The sequence below is a fragment of the Escherichia sp. E4736 genome, assembly GCF_005781225.1.
Taxonomy (GTDB): domain Bacteria; phylum Pseudomonadota; class Gammaproteobacteria; order Enterobacterales; family Enterobacteriaceae; genus Escherichia.
Window position 1 is genome coordinate 205,363 of sequence record NZ_VATT01000015.1, and the last position, 17,500, is coordinate 222,862.

Consider the following 17,500-nt stretch of genomic DNA (forward strand, 5'->3'; position numbering starts at 1 on the left):
AGAATCTTTATGAAATCCGTTTTTACGATTTCCGCCAGCCTGGTACTTAGCCTTATGCTGTGCTGCACGGCGCAAGCTAACGACCATAAAATCCTCGGCGTCATTGCGATGCCGCGTAACGAAACCAACGATCTGGCACTGAAACTCCCCGTTTGCCGCATCGTAAAACGTATCCAACTCACCGCCGACCACGGCGATTTACAGTTGAGCGGCGCGTCGGTTTATTTCAAAGCCGCCCGTAGCGCCAGTCAAAGCCTGAATGTTCCCGCCGAAATTAAAGAAGGGCAAACCACCAGCTGGATCAACATTAACAGCGATAACGACAACAAACGCTGCGTGTCAAAAATCACCTTTTCCGGTCATACAGTGAACTCGTCCGATATGGCCACGCTGAAAATTATCGGCGACGATTAACGCTTGAACAGAGAAGCCACAATAAATGAATGTTAATTACCTGAATGATTCAGATCTGGATTTTCTCCAGCATTGTAGTGAGGAGCAACTGACCAATTTCGCCCGTTTGCTCACCCATAACGAAAAAGGCAAAACTCGCCTCTCCAGCGTTCTGATGCGTAATGAACTGTTCAAATCGATGGAAGGGCATCCCGAGCAACATCGCCGCAACTGGCAGCTAATTGCCTGAGAATTACAGCATTTTGGCGGCGATAGTATCGCTAACAAACTTCGCGGACACGGTAAACTGTACCGGGCCATTTTGCTCGACGTCTCAAAACGGCTGAAGCTAAAAGCCGACAAAGAGATGTCTACGTTTGAAATTGAGCAACAATTACTGGAACAATTTCTGCGTAATACCTGGAAGAAAATGGACGAGGAACATAAGCAGGAATTTCTCAAGGCGGTCGATGCCAGAGTCAACGAGCTGGAAGAGCTATTACCGCTGCTGATGAAAGACAAATTATTGGCAAAAGGCGTGTCGCATCTGCTTTCCAGCCAGCTTACCCGCATTTTACGTACCCACGCAGCAATGAGCGTTCTCGGGCATGGCCTACTACGTGGTGCGGGGCTTGGTGGCCCGGTGGGCGCGGCATTAAACGGAGTTAAAGCCGTCAGCGGTAGCGCCTATCGCGTTACTATTCCGGCGGTCCTGCAAATTGCCTGCCTGCGTCGAATTGTCAGCGCCACTCAGGCCTAATCCCTCACATCGGGGAAAATTTTCATTTTCCCCTCAAAAGATCATGGACACTACTCCATTGGCTGATTATTATGCCGCGCCCTGAAAACACTACAGTTATTCAGGGAAATTATTTCACCATTCATTCAATGATGATTTTTGAGGAATTATGGGCAACACTAAGTTGGCTAATCCGGCACCGCTGGGCCTGATGGGCTTCGGCATGACCACCATTCTGCTTAACCTGCACAACGTGGGTTATTTCGCTCTGGACGGTATTATTCTCGCTATGGGCATCTTCTACGGCGGTATCGCGCAAATTTTTGCCGGTCTGCTGGAGTATAAAAAAGGCAACACTTTCGGTTTAACTGCCTTCACCTCTTACGGTTCTTTCTGGCTGACGCTGGTTGCGATTCTGCTGATGCCGAAACTGGGCCTGACCGATGCGCCAAATGCGCAGTTCCTTGGTGTCTACCTGGGTCTGTGGGGCGTGTTTACGCTGTTTATGTTCTTCGGCACGCTGAAAGGCGCACGCGTTCTGCAATTCGTATTCTTTAGCCTGACCGTGCTGTTTGCCCTGCTGGCGATCGGTAACATTGCCGGTAACGAAGCAATCATCCACTTCGCAGGCTGGATTGGCCTGATCTGCGGTGCCAGCGCAATTTATCTGGCAATGGGTGAAGTGCTGAACGAGCAGTTTGGTCGCACCGTTCTGCCGATTGGTGAATCCCACTAATTGCTTGATATCCCCCGCTCGGGGGATATCAGTTTGTTGACAACGTGCGCTTTGTTTATGCCGGATGCGGCGTGAACGCCTTACCCGGCCTAAAAAATCGTGCAAATTCAATATATTGCAGGAAACTCGTAGGCCTGATAAGCGTAGCGCATCAGGCAGTTTTGCGTTTGTCATCAGTCTCATCCCCCGCCTGGGGGGATTTTTTTATTCGCTAACTTCGCGTCTTGCACTCTTCGGTCTGAATGCTGCCACCACTTCCGGTGCAGTTTCAACGTAAGGTCCTTCCAGCAACTGAATGCAGTACGGTACGCTGGCGAAAATGCCATGTACCACGACCTTACCCTCGGCATCCTTCACGCCTTCTAGTGTCTCTTTGATGGACTTCGGCTGACCGGGTAAGTTAAGGATCAGTGCCTGCTTACGAATCACCCCCACCTGGCGCGAAAGGATCGCAGTTGGCACAAAATGCAGGCTAATCTGGCGCATCTGTTCACCAAAGCCTGGCATCTCGCGGTCCGCTACTGCCAGCGTCGCATCGGGCGTTACGTCACGGCGCGCCGGGCCAGTACCGCCGGTTGTCAGCACCAGATGGCAACTCATTTCATCCACCAGCTCACACAACGTTTGCTCAATGATCGCCTGCTCATCGGGGATTAAGCGAGTTTCCAGTTCAAACGGCGTGGTTAGCGCCGATGTCAGCCATTCTTCCAGCGCAGGGATGCCTTTATCCTGATAAACGCCGCTGGACGCGCGATCAGAGATGGAAACTAAGCCGATACGTAAAGTATTCATCAAGATTTTTCCGTTTAAACAGTCTCGTTAAACAGAATGATACACTGCGAAGGGAGTGACAGACAGGCTTCAGAAGAGGTAGCGTGACCGACTTCCCGGTCACGCTAAGAATGATTACAGCAGATCGCCGATCATTTTTTCCAGTTTTTCCTGGTCAACAGCAAACTTACGGATACCTTCCGCCAGTTTATCAACTGCCATTGGGTCCTGGTTGTGCTGCCACAGGAACTCAGACTCGGTGATACGCGCCGGACGCGCTTTCACTTCACCAGTGTAAGACAGTTTACGTTCGATAGCCCCTTCGCTCTCAGCCAGCTCTTTCAACAGTGCCGGTGCGATGGTCAGACGGTCGCAGCCTGCCAGTTCCAGAATTTCGCCGATGTTACGGAAGCTTGCGCCCATAACCACGGTTTCATAACCGTGTTCTTTGTAGTACTGGTAGATTTCAGATACAGAAACGACACCCGGATCTTCTGCCGGAGCGTACTCTTTCTTATCGGTATTGGCTTTGTACCAGTCAAGAATACGGCCAACAAACGGAGAAATCAGGAACACGCCCGCTTCCGCACAAGCACGTGCCTGAGCGAAGGAGAACAGCAGAGTCAGGTTACAGTTGATACCTTCTTTTTCCAGCTGTTCTGCAGCACGGATACCCTGCCAGGTAGAAGCCAGTTTGATCAGAATACGATCGTTGCTAATACCTGCATCGTTGTAGAGCTTAATCAGGCGTTTTGCTTTCGCAATTGACGCTTCGGTGTCATAGGAAAGACGCGCATCAACTTCAGTTGAGATACGGCCCGGAACCAGTTTCAGGATTTCCAGACCAATATTTACTGCCAGTTTGTCGGTCGCGTCCACGATCTGCTGCGCGCGATCGTTGCTCTGCTGTTTCGCCCAGGCGACAGCATCATCAATCAACTTACGGTATTCCGGAATTTGCGCTGCGTTAAGAATGAGAGAAGGGTTGGTTGTGGCATCCTGCGGTTGATACAGCTTCATTGCCGCGATGTCCCCAGTGTCGGCCACTACGGTGGTGTACTGACGAAGGGAGGTCAATTTGTCCGTCATGATAGTATTTCTCTTTAAACAGCTTGTTAGGGGGATGTAACCGGTCTGCCCTGATGATATCACGACGTAACGACAGCGCAACCGCAGACAAAAGGGTTATCACCAGGCAAGACTGTTTCGGATTTCTGACATGGCGTTGATATCACCCGCCATTTTTAAACAAAACCTCATGTATGCTACACAGACGTTATCAACCAATGCACATCGTATATAATTCTTAATCAATTGGTAACGTTTACACAGGAATGTAACCGCGCGCCGGCGACAAGAGGGATACGAATGCCTGATTTTTTCTCTTTTATTAACAACGTACTATGGGGATCAGTGATGATCTACCTGCTCTTCGGCGCAGGCTGTTGGTTCACTTTTCGTTCTGGGTTCGTTCAATTTCGCTATATTCGTCAGTTTGGCAAAAGTCTTAAAAATAGCATTCATCCGCAACGAGGCGGTTTAACTTCTTTTCAATCATTGTGTACCAGTCTCGCCGCGCGCGTCGGCAGCGGCAACCTGGCAGGCGTTGCGCTGGCTATCACCGCCGGTGGACCGGGTGCTGTTTTCTGGATGTGGGTTGCCGCGTTTATTGGCATGGCGACCTCTTTTGCTGAATGTTCCCTTGCCCAGCTTTATAAAGAACGTGACGTCAATGGGCAGTTTCGCGGCGGACCGGCATGGTATATGGCGCGTGGGTTAGGGATGCGCTGGATGGGCGTTCTGTTCGCCGTCTTTTTGCTCATCGCCTACGGACTGATTTTCAGCGGTGTTCAGGCAAATGCTGTCGCTCGCGCGATGAGTTTTGCATTTGATTTCCCTCCGTTAGTAACGGGTGTCATTCTCGCCATTTTTACCTTGTTGGCGATAACTCACGGCATTCATGGCGTCGCCCGGTTAATGCAATGGTTTGTCCCTATTATGGCGTTAATCTGGGTACTCGCCAGCCTGGTCATTTGCGCAATGAATATCGGGCAACTTCCACACGTTATTTGGTCTATTTTTGAAAGCGCCTTTGGCTGGCAGGAAGCGGCAGGCGGCGCGGCGGGTTATACCCTGAGTCAGGCGATTACTAACGGCTTTCAGCGCAGTATGTTTTCCAATGAGGCGGGGATGGGATCAACACCGAACGCAGCGGCGGCGGCGGCATCATGGCCACCGCATCCGGCAGCGCAAGGTATTGTCCAGATGATCGGCATCTTTATCGACACGATGGTGATTTGTACGGCAAGCGCCATGCTGATATTGCTGGCTGGTAACGGCACCACCTATTTGCCACTGGAAGGTATCCAACTCATTCAGAAAGCGATGCGTGTATTAATGGGTTCCTGGGGGGCAGAATTTGTCACGATAGTAGTGATTCTATTTGCCTTCAGCTCGATCGTCGCCAACTACATTTATGCCGAAAATAATCTCTTCTTTTTACGGCTGAACAACCGGAAAGCTATCTGGAGTCTGCGTATCTGTATCTTTGTTACAGTCATTGGCGGCACCCTACTGAGCCTTCCGATGATGTGGCAACTGGCCGATATTATTATGGCCTGCATGGCAATCACCAATTTGACAGCGATTTTGCTGCTTTCCCCTGTGGTGCATATCATTGCCAGCGATTATCTGCGCCAGCGTAAACTCGGCGTACGTCCGGTGTTTGATCCGCTGCGCTACCCGGATATCAGTCAGCAACTTTCCCCTGACGCGTGGGATGATTTGTCGCAGGAGTAATCACAACTATCGATCAACTCATCCACTTTTTTTGCTACAGTCGCAGTAAATTTCCTGCAAGGACTGGATATGTTGATTCTGATTTCACCTGCTAAAACACTTGATTATCAAAGCCCTTTGGCCACCACACGCTACACGCTGCCGGAGCTGTTAGACAACTCCCAACAGCTTATCCATGAAGCGCGAAAACTAACGGCACCGCAGATTGGCAAACTGATGAAAATCAGTGACAAGCTGGCCGATCTCAACGCTACCCGCTTTCATGACTGGCAGCCAGATTTCACGCCAGAGAATGCCCGGCAGGCAATTCTGGCATTTAAAGGCGATGTCTATACCGGCTTGCAAGCCGAAACCTTTAGTGAAGAAGATTTTGCTTTTGCCCAGCAGCATTTACGTATGCTTTCCGGTTTGTACGGCGTACTGCGCCCGCTCGATTTAATGCAGCCATACCGTCTGGAGATGGGGATCCGTCTTGAGAATGCGCGGGGTAAAGACCTGTACCAGTTCTGGGGGGATGTGATCACCAACAAGCTAAACGAAGCGCTCGAAGCACAAGGCGATCAGGTGGTGATTAACCTGGCGTCAGATGAGTATTTTAAATCAGTGAAGCCGAAGAAATTGAATGCCGAGATAATCAAGCCGATATTCCTCGATGAGAAGAACGGCAAGTTTAAGGTCATCAGCTTCCATGCTAAAAAAGCGCGTGGCCTGATGAGTCGGTTTATCATTAAAAATCGCCTGACCAAGCCAGAGCAACTGACAGGTTTTAACAGTGAAGGTTACTTCTTCGATGAAGCCTCTTCCAGCAATGGCGAACTGGTGTTTAAACGCTACGAACTGCGTTAAGTTTGCGGTAAATGCCGGAGGTCATCCGGCATTTATATTTAGCGGTGATGTCTGCCAGGCCCCGGATAATGATCATCCCGGTGATCATGACGATGATCGTCACGATGATCGCGATGATTATTATAGTGCGGCTGCAGTCCGTATGGGTGCCAGCGATTGCCTCGCCATTCATAATTTCTGTGCCACCAGTCGTGGTCACGCCAGTAACCGCCATCCCAGTAGAAACCGCGATAATCACGATCGCCAATCTGTAACTTTACTGATGGCACCAGCATTATTTCCTCAGCCTGCGCTGCCATAGGAGCAACCAGAATCAGGGAAAATGCGAGTAAGAGAGATTGCATCTTTTTCACAGGTGACTCCTTATTATCATTGCCAGTTATGGGCCGATATAAGGAGCTTACGGTAAAAGAATCCTCGTTGTCATTATCCAATCTAAGTCACCGCATTTATTGAAAATTTCTCCTTTTTTTCTGTCGATTTTTCTCATATTTTCTCCACAAAAAAGCCGAGCTGTATAAACACAAGCCCGGCTATTTTTTCGGAATTTAATAGATATTAATTATGATTCATCATGAGTTTGCGCAGCGCAGCAAAATCGGCAGGCAAACTATGTGAAAGTAAGGGTAAATCAGCACGTTCTGCCAGCTCTTTTGGCAATTCCAGCGTTTCACTAAGAATCACTTCCACGCTCTCTTTAAACTTCGCCGGGTGCGCGGTGCCGAGGAACAGACCATATTCTCCCGGATGAAGCTGGTCACGCAGCGCACGGTAAGCCACGGCAGCATGCGGTTCCGAGGTATAGCCCAGTGCTTTTAACTCACGCATTGTCTGCCGGGTGGTTTCATCATCCACCGCCGCATAACCCAGCTCCTTCAGTTGCCAGATTTTACGGCGGAACAACTCTTCCACTCGCGGCCAGTTGTTTGGCTGGCTGACATCCATCGCATTAGATAATGTCGCCTGGGTAGCTTTAGGCGCCCAGTGCCCGTCGTGCAGGAAACGCGGCACCGTATCGTTAACGTTAGTAGCAGCGATAAAACGTTTCACCGGCAGACCGAGTGATTTCGCCAGCAATCCTGCCGTCAAATCGCCGAAGTTTCCGCTCGGCACTGAAACAACGAGCTGGTTACGCGCTTCCTGCGGCAACTGCGCCACGGCTTCAAAGTAATAGCAAATCTGCGCCAGCAAACGACTGATGTTAATAGAGTTAGCAGAGTTCAGTCCCAACGCCACTTTTAGTTCTTCATCATCGAATGCCTGTTTAACAAGAGCTTGGCAGGCATCAAAATCGCCGTCGATGGCGACGGTTTCAATATTGCCACCCAGCGTACAGAACAGTTTTTCTTGCAGTGGACTGATTTTGCCGTGCGGGTAAAGGATGACCACTTTAACGTTCGGTAAACCGTAGAAAGCGTGAGCCACAGCCGCTCCGGTGTCGCCGGAAGTCGCAGTCAGAATAGTCACTGGCTTATCGCCCGCAATATGGGTCAGCATTTGCGCCATAAAGCGACCGCCGAAATCTTTAAATGCCAGCGTTGGCCCGTGGAACAACTCCAGACAACCGACGTCATTTTCAACTTTGGCAACCGGAGCCGGGAAAGCGAATGCCGCGCGCACGCGCTCTTCCAGAACTTCCTGTGGGATCTCATCACCAATAAACGCCGAGAGGATCTTCGCGCTGCGAGTGACGAAATCCAGTTTCAGCATCTCATCAATTTCGGTCAGGCTGAATTCCGGTAGCTCATGAGGGAAAAACAACCCCTGATTTTTGCCCAATCCCTGCGTTACGGCTTGCGCAAAACTGACCTGCTCATTGTGATCTTTCAGATTGTAGAGTTTCATTTAGTTTTCCAGTACTCGTGCGCCCGCCGTATCCAGCCGGCAAATATGAACAAAACCTTCCTGATTTTGCAGGTAATTCTTACCTAACCAGTCGGCAACTCGCTGGGCGGTATCCTGTTTATCGCACAGGGCGAACAAGGTCGGCCCCGAGCCAGAGATACCGCTCGCTAGCGCACCGATTTCCGCGACCGCCTGTCGTGCCTGTCTGAAACCTGGCAGTAAACGTTCACGATACGGCTCGGCGATAACATCTTTCATCAGCTTTGCGGCCAGATCAGGCTGGCGGGAATAGCAGGCATGAATGAAGCCCGCCAAGTGTCGCCCGTGAGCAATGCAATCCTGGCGGCGATACTGCGCCGGTAAAATAGCCCGTGCTTCTGCCGTCGAGACTTTAATCCCCGGATACGCTAACACCCATAACCACTCATCAAATCCTGGTACCTGCTGGCTGATGATGCCGTTTTCTTCGATCATCAACTGCATGCCGCCAAGAAAACACGGTGCTACGTTGTCGTAATGAATGCTGCCGGAGATACGCCCTTCCAGTTCGCCCATCAAGGCCAGCAGGCGGGTATCATTGAGCGGCTTACCACAGTGTTCATTCATCGCCACCAGCGCCGCGACCACCGAACAGGCGCTGGAACCTAAGCCAGAACCGATCGGCATATTCTTTTCCAGGGTCATCGCCACCGGAATTTGCTTACCCACTTCCTGGCAAAAACGCTCCCAGCACTGATAAACGATATTTTCCTGCGGTTCTGACGGCAGCTTGCCTGCAAACCGTCCAAGATTGTTGAGACTGAAGCGCTCTGCTGACTCAACCGTCACTACATCTCCCAGCAAGGAACCATCAACAGGCACCACCGCCGCCCCGAGCACATCAAACCCGACGCTCATATTGGCACTGGAAGCCGGAGCATAAACCTTAACCATTTTAGACTCCTAACTTCCATGAGAGGGTGCGCAGCAGATCGGCAAAGACACCGGCAGCTGTAACGTCATTACCCGCACCGTATCCGCGCAGGACCAGCGGCAGTGGCTGATAATAGTGGCTATAGAAGGCCAATGCGTTTTCGCCGTTTTTCACTTTGAACAGCGGATCGTTGCCATCCACTTCAGCAATCTTCACGCGACAGACGCCATCTTCATCAATATTGCCAACATAGCGCAAAACTTTTCCTTCATCACGGGCCTTCGCTACGCGCGCGGCAAAGAGATCGTCGAGCTGTGACAGATTCGCCATAAAAGTCGCAACATCGCCTTCCGCGTTAAACTCTGCGGGCAGCATAGATTCGATTTCGATATCCGCCAGTTCCAGTGATCGTCCTGTTTCACGAGCGAGAATCAACAGCTTGCGCGCCACATCCATACCAGAAAGATCATCTCGCGGGTCCGGTTCGGTATAGCCCATTTCTCTTGCCAGCGTGGTGGCCTCGGAGAAGCTCATCCCTTCGTCTAACTTACCGAAGATGAAAGAAAGCGAACCAGAAAGAATGCCAGAGAACTTCATCAATTCATCACCCGCGTTTAGCAGGTTTTGCAAGTTCTCAATGACCGGCAACCCCGCACCGACGTTGGTGTCATAAAGGAATTTACGCCGTGATTTTTCCGCCGCGTAACGCAGCTGATGGTAGAAATCCATCGACGAGGTGTTGGCCTTTTTGTTCGGGGTCACCACATGGAAACCTTCGCGCAGGAAGTCGGCATATTGATCCGCCACCGCCTGGCTGGAAGTGCAATCGACAATCACCGGATTCAGCAAATGATATTCTTTCACCAGGCGAATTAAGCGCCCAAGGTTGAACGGCTCTTTGGCCTGCGCCAGTTCTTCCTGCCAGTTATCCAGGTTAAGGCCATGCACATTAGTCAGCAGCGCCTTCGAGTTAGCAACGCCGCAAACGCGTAAATCGATGTGTTTGTTCTTCAGCCAGCTTTGCTGACGCTTTAGTTGCTCCAGCAGCGCGCCGCCAACGCCACCGACGCCAATCACAAACACTTCGATAACCTGATCGGTATTGAACAGCATCTGGTGGGTAACGCGTACGCCAGTGGTCGCATCATCGTTATTTACCACGACAGAGATTGAGCGTTCAGAAGACCCTTGAGCAATGGCGACAATGTTGATATTGGCGCGGGCCAGCGCAGCAAAGAATTTCGCCGAGATCCCACGTAAGGTACGCATACCATCGCCCACCACCGAGATAATGGCCAGCCGTTCAGTGACCGCCAGCGGCTCCAGCAAACCTTCTTTCAGTTCCAGGTAGAACTCTTCCTGCATCGCGCGTTCAGCACGCGCACAGTCGCTTTGTGGTACGCAGAAACTGATACTGTATTCGGAAGATGATTGCGTAATCAGCACCACTGAAATGCGGGCGCGTGACATTGCCGCAAAGACGCGCGCCGCCATGCCGACCATTCCTTTCATCCCCGGACCAGAAACGCTGAACATTGCCATGTTATTCAGATTGGAAATGCCCTTGACCGGTAATTCGTCCTCATCACGGCTGGCGCCAATGAGCGTACCTGGTGCTTGAGGATTTCCGGTATTTTTAATCAGGCAAGGGATTTGGAACTGAGCGATAGGGGTAATGGTGCGAGGGTGAAGAACTTTAGCGCCGAAGTAGGAAAGCTCCATCGCTTCCTGGTACGACATCGACTTCAACAGCCTCGCATCGGGCACCTGACGCGGGTCGCAGGTATAGACACCGTCGACATCCGTCCAGATCTCGCAACAATCGGCGCGTAAACAGGCGGCCAGTACCGCGGCGGAGTAGTCAGAACCGTTACGTCCCAGCACCACCAGCTCACCTTTTTCATTACCGGCGGTAAAACCAGCCATCAGCACCATATGGTCAGCCGGAATGCGGCTTGCCGCAATACGGCGGGTGGACTCAGCAATATCAACCGTAGATTCGAGGTAATGACCGATTGCCAGCAACTTTTCGACCGGGTCGATAACGGTAACGTTGTGACCACGCGCTTCCAGTACCCCGGCCATAATGGCGATCGACATTTTTTCACCACGGCAAATCAGCGCGGCGTTGATGCTGTCCGGGCATTGCCCCAACAAGCTAATGCCATGCAGGACATGTTTGATTTGGGCAAATTCTTGATCAACGAACGCTTTCAATTGCGCCAGTGGAAATCCCGGTTGGGCGGCGGCGAGTCCTGTCAGAAGTTCGGCAAAAATACGTTCGGCATCGCTGATATTGGGTAAAGCATCCTGACCGCTAATGGTTTTTTCTATCATTGCGACCAGATGGTTGGTAATTTTGGCGGGGGCAGAGAGGACGGTGGCCACCTGCCCCTGCCTGGCATTGCTCTCCAGAATATCGGCAACCCGCAGAAAACGTTCTGCATTTGCCACTGATGTACCGCCGAACTTCAACACTCGCATGGTTGTTACCTCGTTACCTTTGGTCGAAAAAAAAGCCCGCACTGTCAGGTGCGGGCTTTTTTCTGTGTTTCCTGTACGCGTCAGCCCGCACCGTTACCTGTGGTAATGGTGATGGTGGTGGTAATGGTGGTGCTGATGCGTTTCATGGATGTTGTGTACTCTGTAATTTTTATCTGTCTGTGCGCTATGCCTATATTGGTTAAAGTATTTAGTGACCTAAGTCAATAAAATTTTAATTTGCTCACGGCAAGTTACCAGTTCATAGAGTGCTGGTAGATGCTCTTTTTTTAATCCACACAGAGACATATTGCCCATTGCAGTCAGAATAAAAATCTGAAAACGCTCTTCCTTGTCGTTTTTTATTTGGTGATATTTTTTTCAATATCATGCAATAAACGATGCAACATGGCCGTGTCTCGTTGCTCCAACAGCCCGATGCGTTGTTGTAACCAGTCGACCAGTTTGGTGTCATCTGCCACCGCCAGAGTCGTTAACAATGACATGGCACGTTCACGTAAAGCCTGCAGTTGAAATGGGTCCGCCGTTGCGGCAGATTCCACCGGTTGTTGTATTAATGTTGCTAATTGATAGCAATAGACCATCACCGCCTGTCCCAAATTCAGTGATGGATAATCCGCCACCATTGGCACGCCGGTGAGGACATCAGCAAGCGCCAACTCTTCGTTAGTCAAGCCGGAATCTTCGCGACCAAAGACCAGCGCCGCGTGGTTCATCCATGTCGATTTTTCCTCCAGTAGTGGCACCAGTTCTATCGGCGTGGCGTAGTAATGGTATTTCGCCCGACTGCGCGCAGTGGTGGCAACGGTAAAATCAACGTCGTGTAGTGATTCAGCCAGCGTTGGAAAAACTTTAATATTATCAATAATATCACCAGAACCATGTGCCACCCAGCGGGTAGCTGGTTCCAGGTGTGCCAGGCTATCGACAATGCGCAGCTCGCTAAATCCCATTGTTTTCATCGCCCGGGCCGCTGCACCAATATTTTCAGCTCTGGCAGGTGCTACCAGAATGATCGTTATACGCATGTTGCCACTCTTCTTGATCAAATAACCGCGCACAGGGTGATGAATGTCAACTTATTACGCGGAGAGAATTTACAAATTCGTAACGTAAGTCGCAGAAAAAGCCCTTCACTTAACTTAAAAAAAGCTAAACTATTTCTTGACTATACTAACGGTGCAATTGTTAAAAATTGCTACATATCTTTCTGTTTACTTAGGATAATTTTATAAAAAATAAATCTCGACAATTGGATTCACCACGTTTATTAGTTGTATAAGGCAACTAGTTGTATTATTAAAATAATGTGACGAAAGCTAGCATTTAGATACGATGATTTCATCAAACTGTTAACGTGCTACAATTGAACTTGATATATGTCAACGAAGCGTAGTTTTATTGGGTGTCCGGCACGTCTTAGCCTGTTATGTTGCTGTTAAAATGGTTAGGATGGCAGCCGTTTTTGACACTGTCGGGTCCTGAGGGAAAGTACCCACGACCAAGCTAATGATGTTGTTGACGTTGATGGAAAGTGCATCAAGAACGCAATTACGTACTTTAGTCATGTTACGCCGATCATGTTAATTTGCAGCATGCATCAGGCAGGTCAGGGACTTTTGTACTTCCTGTTTCGATTTAGTTGGCAATTTAGGTAGCAAACATGCAGACCCCGCACATTCTTATCGTTGAAGACGAGTTGGTAACACGCAACACGTTGAAAAGTATTTTCGAAGCGGAAGGCTATGATGTTTTCGAAGCGACAGATGGCGCGGAAATGCATCAGATCCTCTCTGAATATGACATCAACCTGGTGATCATGGATATCAATCTGCCGGGTAAGAACGGTCTTCTGTTAGCGCGTGAACTGCGTGAGCAGGCAAATGTTGCGTTGATGTTCCTGACTGGCCGTGACAACGAAGTCGATAAAATTCTCGGCCTCGAAATTGGCGCAGATGACTACATCACCAAACCGTTCAACCCGCGTGAACTGACTATCCGTGCGCGCAACCTGCTGTCTCGTACCATGAATCTGGGTACTGTCAGCGAAGAACGTCGTAGCGTTGAAAGCTACAAGTTCAATGGTTGGGAACTGGACATCAACAGCCGTTCATTGATCGGCCCTGATGGCGAGCAGTACAAACTGCCGCGTAGCGAGTTCCGCGCCATGCTTCACTTCTGTGAAAACCCAGGCAAAATTCAGTCTCGTGCTGAACTGCTGAAGAAAATGACCGGCCGTGAGCTGAAACCGCACGACCGTACTGTAGACGTGACGATCCGTCGTATTCGTAAACACTTCGAATCTACGCCGGATACGCCGGAAATCATCGCCACCATTCACGGTGAAGGTTATCGCTTCTGCGGTGATCTGGAAGATTAATCGGCTTTACCTCCGTCAAAAAAAACGGCGCTTTTTAGCGCCGTTTTTTTATTTCCAGATACGTAACTCATCGTCCGTTGTGACTTCTTTACTGGTTTTCATTTTTGGCAGTGAAAATGCATACCAGTCGATATTCCGCGTCACAAACATCATGCCTGCCAGCGCCACCACCAGCACACTGGTTCCCAACAACAGTGCGCTATCGGCAGAGTTGAGCAGTCCCCACATCACACCATCCAGCAACAACAGCGCGAGGGTAAACAACATGCTATTGCGCCAACCTTTTAATACCGCCTGCAAGTAAATACCGTTCATTAATGCCCCTATCAAGCTGGCAATTACCCATGCCACGGTAAAACCGGTGTGTTCAGAAAGCGCCAGCAAGAGCAAATAAAACATCACCAATGACAGCCCCACCAGCAAATATTGCATCGGGTGCAAACGTTGCGCGGTGAGCGTTTCAAAAACAAAGAAGGCCATAAAAGTCAGGGCAATCAGCAAAATAGCGTACTTAGTCGCCCGGTCCGTTAATTGATACTGATCGGCAGGCGTAGTGACTGCGACGCTAAACGCCGGGAAGTTTTCCCAGCCGGTATCATTGCCTGAAGCAAAACGCTCACCGAGATTATTGGCAAACCAGCTACTTTGCCATTGCGCCTGAAAACCGGATGCACTTATTTCTCGTTTCGCTGGCAAAAAATCACCTAAAAAACTGGGATGCGGCCAGTTGCTGGTTAAGGTCATTTCGCTATTACGCCCGGCAGGCACCACAGAAAGATCGCCGGTACCGCTTAAATTCAGTGCCATATTCAGCTTCAGGTTCTTCTTCCGCCAGTCCCCTTCGGGTAAAGGGATATGCACGCCCTGCCCGCCTTGCTCCAACCCGGTACCGGGTTCAATGGTCAGCGCTGTTCCGTTAACTTCAGGCGCTTTCACCACGCCAATACCACGCGCATCCCCGACGCTAATCACAATAAATGGCTTGCCTAAGGTGATATTTGGTGCGTCGAGTTCGTTAAGACGCGAAACATCGAAATCGGCTTTTAGCGTTAAATCACTGTGCCAGACCTGACCGGTATAAATACCAATCTTGCGTTCTTCCACATTCTGATTACCATCAACCATCAACGACTCAGGTAACCAGAAATGGATAAAACTTCGTTTCCGCTCCACGGTTTTATCCTCTTCCTGCACCGTATAAAGCTCGGTCACAGGAATAGCGATGAGCGGCCCAACGAGTTTTTGCGGCCCGCTGGTACTTTGGCGAATCGCATCTTCCACATCGCTACGGTAATCGGCACGTTCGACAATCACCTGCCGAATCAGCATTATCGGAATCAACAACAGCAATACTGCACCAAACAGGGTGGTCATTTTCCAGAACAGGGGGGATTTCAACATAGTCTTCTCCTTTGCAATGGCGACAGGATATGAAGGCTATGTGGGAAGAATTTGAAGTTATGTGAAGTGACGGTGAAGTCGAAGCGAGGCCAATACGCCGCCTTCCGGCACGTTGCGCAACGTGACTTCGCCATTAAGCAAACGGGCAACTTCACTGACAAACGCCAGCCCCAGACCACTGCTTTTTTGCCCATTCGCACGCGGCAAAGAGTAGAAACGCTCAAAAATACGTGACAGTGCGTAGTCAGGAATACCGCTGCCGGTATCCTGCACATTAAGCGTAACGTGTTCCTGCTCCACCCCAGCGCTAAGCGTTATGCGGCCATTCTCGGGAGTAAAATCGATAGCATTATCCAGTAAATTCCCCAGTGCCTGTTCCAGCAACGCAGGTTCAGCAGCAACGTTAACCTCGGTGGGCATAACATTAAGAGTGATATTCTTTTCTGCCAACTGCACGGTGCGCGCTTCGCTGACGCGGCGAAATAAAGCCGCCACAGCAACCGCAGAAAGAACGACCTCCTGGCGATTCTCCAGTCTTGCCTGGCGTAATAGCGTTTCCACCAGCGCCTGCATTCGCGCATTTTGCGTCAGAATATTGTCGGTAAAACGGGCTACCACTTCCGGTGGCGGACCTTCGCGTAAAATTTCCGCCGCGCCACGAATTGCCGCCAGCGGACTTTTCAACTCATGAGTTAACGCGTAGACATACTGCTCAATATAGTTTTTCCCTTCCAGCTTCACGCGCATACTTTCCAGCGCCTGCGCTAACTTACGCAGCTCGCTACTGCCGAGTTCAGGAAGCGGAACGGGCTTATTGTCGGTAACGGAATCAGCATAACGAGTGAGTCGGGCAATGGAGTGGTTGATCCACCAAACCATTCCTGCGCCGATTACCAGCGCAATTCCCAGCAAAATGGCGCTCGCCCATAAAATTCGCCGCTCGCTGCGTTTAATCACCGGCGCCATCGCCGCGTTCGGTTTGCCTACGCTCAAAACGCCAACCAGCCGCGTGCCGTCCATAATAGGTGCGGCAACATACATCACAGAACTTTCGGGATCGGCAGGATTTTGCAACGTACTGCGCGCACCATACTGACCACGCAACGTTAGCCATACGTCATTCCAGCGCGAATAATCCTGCCCGACGGCTTTATTGGCCGAATCAAACAATACTTTGCCCTGCGCATCAGTCATATAGACATGATATTCATTGCGCACTTTGTTGATGCCGCTGATATTGGCGCGAAACGGGCGATTTTGTAGCTGGTTAAATGCCTGCGCCAACTGCCCATGCGTTGGGTCACCAGAGAGCAAATCGGCACGCGCCAGCTCCGCCAGCAACGTTGCCGTATCGATCAACGTCCCTTCCGTCGCCCTTCGCACGCCCGGTTTAACTTCTTTGACAAAAATAGCCAGTACGAACCAGGCGGCTACCGCCACCAGTAAAAAATACCCCAGCAACAGCCGCATGCCGATACGCATTACAGGCTCCTCAGGCTGTATCCCATGCCGCGATGGGTATTGATCGGCGAAAGCTCGGGATTAATAGCGCGCAGTTTGGCACGCAGCGTTTTAATGTGAGTATCGACAGTGCGATCGTAGGTGTCCTGCGCATCTTCCCAGACGCTATCCATCAGTTGCTGACGGGACCAGACGCGGCCCGGCGACTTGAGTAACGTTTTCAGCAACAAAAACTCATACCGTGTTAGCGTTAACGGCGTGTCAAACCAGCTGATCTGCGCCGCGGGTTCATTCAATTCAAAATGACCAATACGGATGACGGGAGACGGCGTTGAGAACTTCTTCACCCGACGCAGTAAAGTGCGCACTCTGGCGCACACTTCGCGGGGTGAAAACGGTTTAGCCACGTAGTCGTCAGCGCCAATTTCCAGTCCAAGCAGGCGATCCACCTCTTCACTACGGGCTGTCAGGAACAGTACAGGTAGCGCCGGATGGATCACCAGCAACTGACGGCACAATTCAAAGCCGCTGATATCCGGCAGACCTACATCGAGAATAATGACGTCGGGAACCTGCTGGCGTGCTTTATCCAGCACCGGCAAGCCTCGCTCAAAGACCTCGACGGCAAAACCTTCCTGCTGCAACATGTAGACCAGCGTGTCGGCTATCCCTTGCTCGTCTTCCACTAACCAGACCGTTTCCCGTTGCATATAT

General features: G+C 50.6%; 17 protein-coding genes, 1 pseudogene and 1 other annotated feature. Of the genes and pseudogenes, 6 read left to right on the plus strand and 12 right to left on the minus strand.

Going from position 1 to position 17,500, the window contains the following annotated elements:
- Window positions 1-9: 9 nt before the first annotated feature.
- The 3 genes and pseudogenes from FEK46_RS12170 to satP all read left to right on the plus strand — a co-directional run bounded on the left by FEK46_RS12170 (window position 10) and on the right by satP (window position 1,868).
- Window positions 10-414, plus strand: a complete 405-nt coding sequence (locus FEK46_RS12170) for a DUF2541 family protein (protein WP_130259604.1) — start codon at window positions 10-12, stop codon at window positions 412-414.
- A 25-nt stretch (window positions 415-439) separates the two neighbouring features.
- A pseudogene (msyB, locus tag FEK46_RS12175) lies at window positions 440-1,153 on the plus strand (acidic protein MsyB).
- Between the two features lie 148 nt (window positions 1,154-1,301).
- Complete coding sequence (gene satP / locus FEK46_RS12180) at window positions 1,302-1,868, plus strand: acetate uptake transporter (protein WP_064530367.1); 567 nt, start codon at window positions 1,302-1,304, stop codon at window positions 1,866-1,868.
- A gap of 204 nt (window positions 1,869-2,072) precedes the next feature.
- Here satP and mog read toward each other — a convergent pair whose 3' ends face one another.
- Complete coding sequence (gene mog, locus FEK46_RS12185) at window positions 2,073-2,660, minus strand: molybdopterin adenylyltransferase (protein ID WP_130204821.1); 588 nt, start codon at window positions 2,658-2,660, stop codon at window positions 2,073-2,075.
- 114 nt (window positions 2,661-2,774) lie between these two features.
- The gene (gene tal / locus FEK46_RS12190; RefSeq protein ID WP_000130187.1) at window positions 2,775-3,728 is read right to left on the minus strand and encodes a transaldolase; all 954 of its coding nucleotides are present in this window, start codon (window positions 3,726-3,728) and stop codon (window positions 2,775-2,777) included.
- Between the two features lie 279 nt (window positions 3,729-4,007).
- Here tal and FEK46_RS12195 point away from each other — a divergent pair, with 279 nt between their 5' ends.
- Together FEK46_RS12195 and yaaA are read left to right on the plus strand one after the other, a co-directional pair.
- Entirely contained in the window at window positions 4,008-5,438 is a 1,431-nt protein-coding gene (locus FEK46_RS12195; protein WP_130204819.1) for a sodium:alanine symporter family protein, read from the plus strand.
- A 69-nt stretch (window positions 5,439-5,507) separates the two neighbouring features.
- Window positions 5,508-6,284: a peroxide stress protein YaaA gene (yaaA, locus tag FEK46_RS12200; RefSeq protein ID WP_131161269.1), complete on the plus strand. Its 777-nt coding sequence runs from the start codon at window positions 5,508-5,510 to the stop codon at window positions 6,282-6,284.
- A 38-nt stretch (window positions 6,285-6,322) separates the two neighbouring features.
- Here yaaA and FEK46_RS12205 read toward each other — a convergent pair whose 3' ends face one another.
- From FEK46_RS12205 to yjjY, 7 genes are all read right to left on the minus strand, one after another.
- On the minus strand, window positions 6,323-6,637 hold the full coding sequence (locus tag FEK46_RS12205; protein ID WP_130217502.1) for a DUF2502 domain-containing protein: 315 nt from the start codon (window positions 6,635-6,637) through the stop codon (window positions 6,323-6,325).
- Between the two features lie 205 nt (window positions 6,638-6,842).
- Entirely contained in the window at window positions 6,843-8,129 is a 1,287-nt protein-coding gene (thrC, locus tag FEK46_RS12210) for a threonine synthase (RefSeq protein ID WP_135560098.1), read from the minus strand.
- Window positions 8,130-9,062: a homoserine kinase gene (thrB, locus tag FEK46_RS12215; RefSeq protein WP_131161271.1), complete on the minus strand. Its 933-nt coding sequence runs from the start codon at window positions 9,060-9,062 to the stop codon at window positions 8,130-8,132.
- 1 nt (window position 9,063) lies between these two features.
- Entirely contained in the window at window positions 9,064-11,526 is a 2,463-nt protein-coding gene (gene thrA / locus FEK46_RS12220) for a bifunctional aspartate kinase/homoserine dehydrogenase I (RefSeq protein ID WP_135560099.1), read from the minus strand.
- Window positions 11,527-11,551: 25 nt separating this feature from the next.
- Window positions 11,552-11,671: a sequence feature (Thr leader region), on the minus strand.
- Window positions 11,607-11,672 carry a thr operon leader peptide gene (thrL, locus tag FEK46_RS12225; RefSeq protein ID WP_001386572.1) on the minus strand — a complete coding sequence of 22 codons (66 nt, stop codon included), beginning with the start codon at window positions 11,670-11,672 and terminating at the stop codon, window positions 11,607-11,609. Its footprint overlaps the feature before it by 65 nt.
- Window positions 11,673-11,885: 213 nt before the next feature.
- Window positions 11,886-12,572, minus strand: coding sequence for a tRNA/rRNA methyltransferase (locus FEK46_RS12230; protein ID WP_130204806.1), 687 nt, complete (start codon window positions 12,570-12,572; stop codon window positions 11,886-11,888).
- 399 nt (window positions 12,573-12,971) lie between these two features.
- The gene (yjjY, locus tag FEK46_RS12235; RefSeq protein ID WP_057696375.1) at window positions 12,972-13,112 is read right to left on the minus strand and encodes a protein YjjY; all 141 of its coding nucleotides are present in this window, start codon (window positions 13,110-13,112) and stop codon (window positions 12,972-12,974) included.
- A gap of 95 nt (window positions 13,113-13,207) precedes the next feature.
- Between yjjY and arcA the strand changes: the two genes are divergently transcribed.
- The gene (arcA, locus tag FEK46_RS12240) at window positions 13,208-13,924 is read left to right on the plus strand and encodes a two-component system response regulator ArcA (protein WP_001194358.1); all 717 of its coding nucleotides are present in this window, start codon (window positions 13,208-13,210) and stop codon (window positions 13,922-13,924) included.
- Window positions 13,925-13,972: 48 nt separating this feature from the next.
- On the opposite strand, the gene creD is transcribed toward arcA, so the two are convergent.
- Genes creD through creB form a run of 3 tightly spaced genes read right to left on the minus strand, consistent with a single transcriptional unit; the run spans window position 13,973 to window position 17,496 of the window.
- Window positions 13,973-15,325 carry a cell envelope integrity protein CreD gene (gene creD, locus FEK46_RS12245; protein WP_135560100.1) on the minus strand — a complete coding sequence of 451 codons (1,353 nt, stop codon included), beginning with the start codon at window positions 15,323-15,325 and terminating at the stop codon, window positions 13,973-13,975.
- Window positions 15,326-15,382: 57 nt separating this feature from the next.
- Window positions 15,383-16,807 carry a two-component system sensor histidine kinase CreC gene (creC, locus tag FEK46_RS12250; protein WP_130204802.1) on the minus strand — a complete coding sequence of 475 codons (1,425 nt, stop codon included), beginning with the start codon at window positions 16,805-16,807 and terminating at the stop codon, window positions 15,383-15,385.
- On the minus strand, window positions 16,807-17,496 hold the full coding sequence (creB, locus tag FEK46_RS12255; RefSeq protein ID WP_130204800.1) for a two-component system response regulator CreB: 690 nt from the start codon (window positions 17,494-17,496) through the stop codon (window positions 16,807-16,809). The genes creC and creB overlap by 1 nt, the downstream gene beginning before the upstream one ends.
- Window positions 17,497-17,500: the final 4 nt, after the last annotated feature.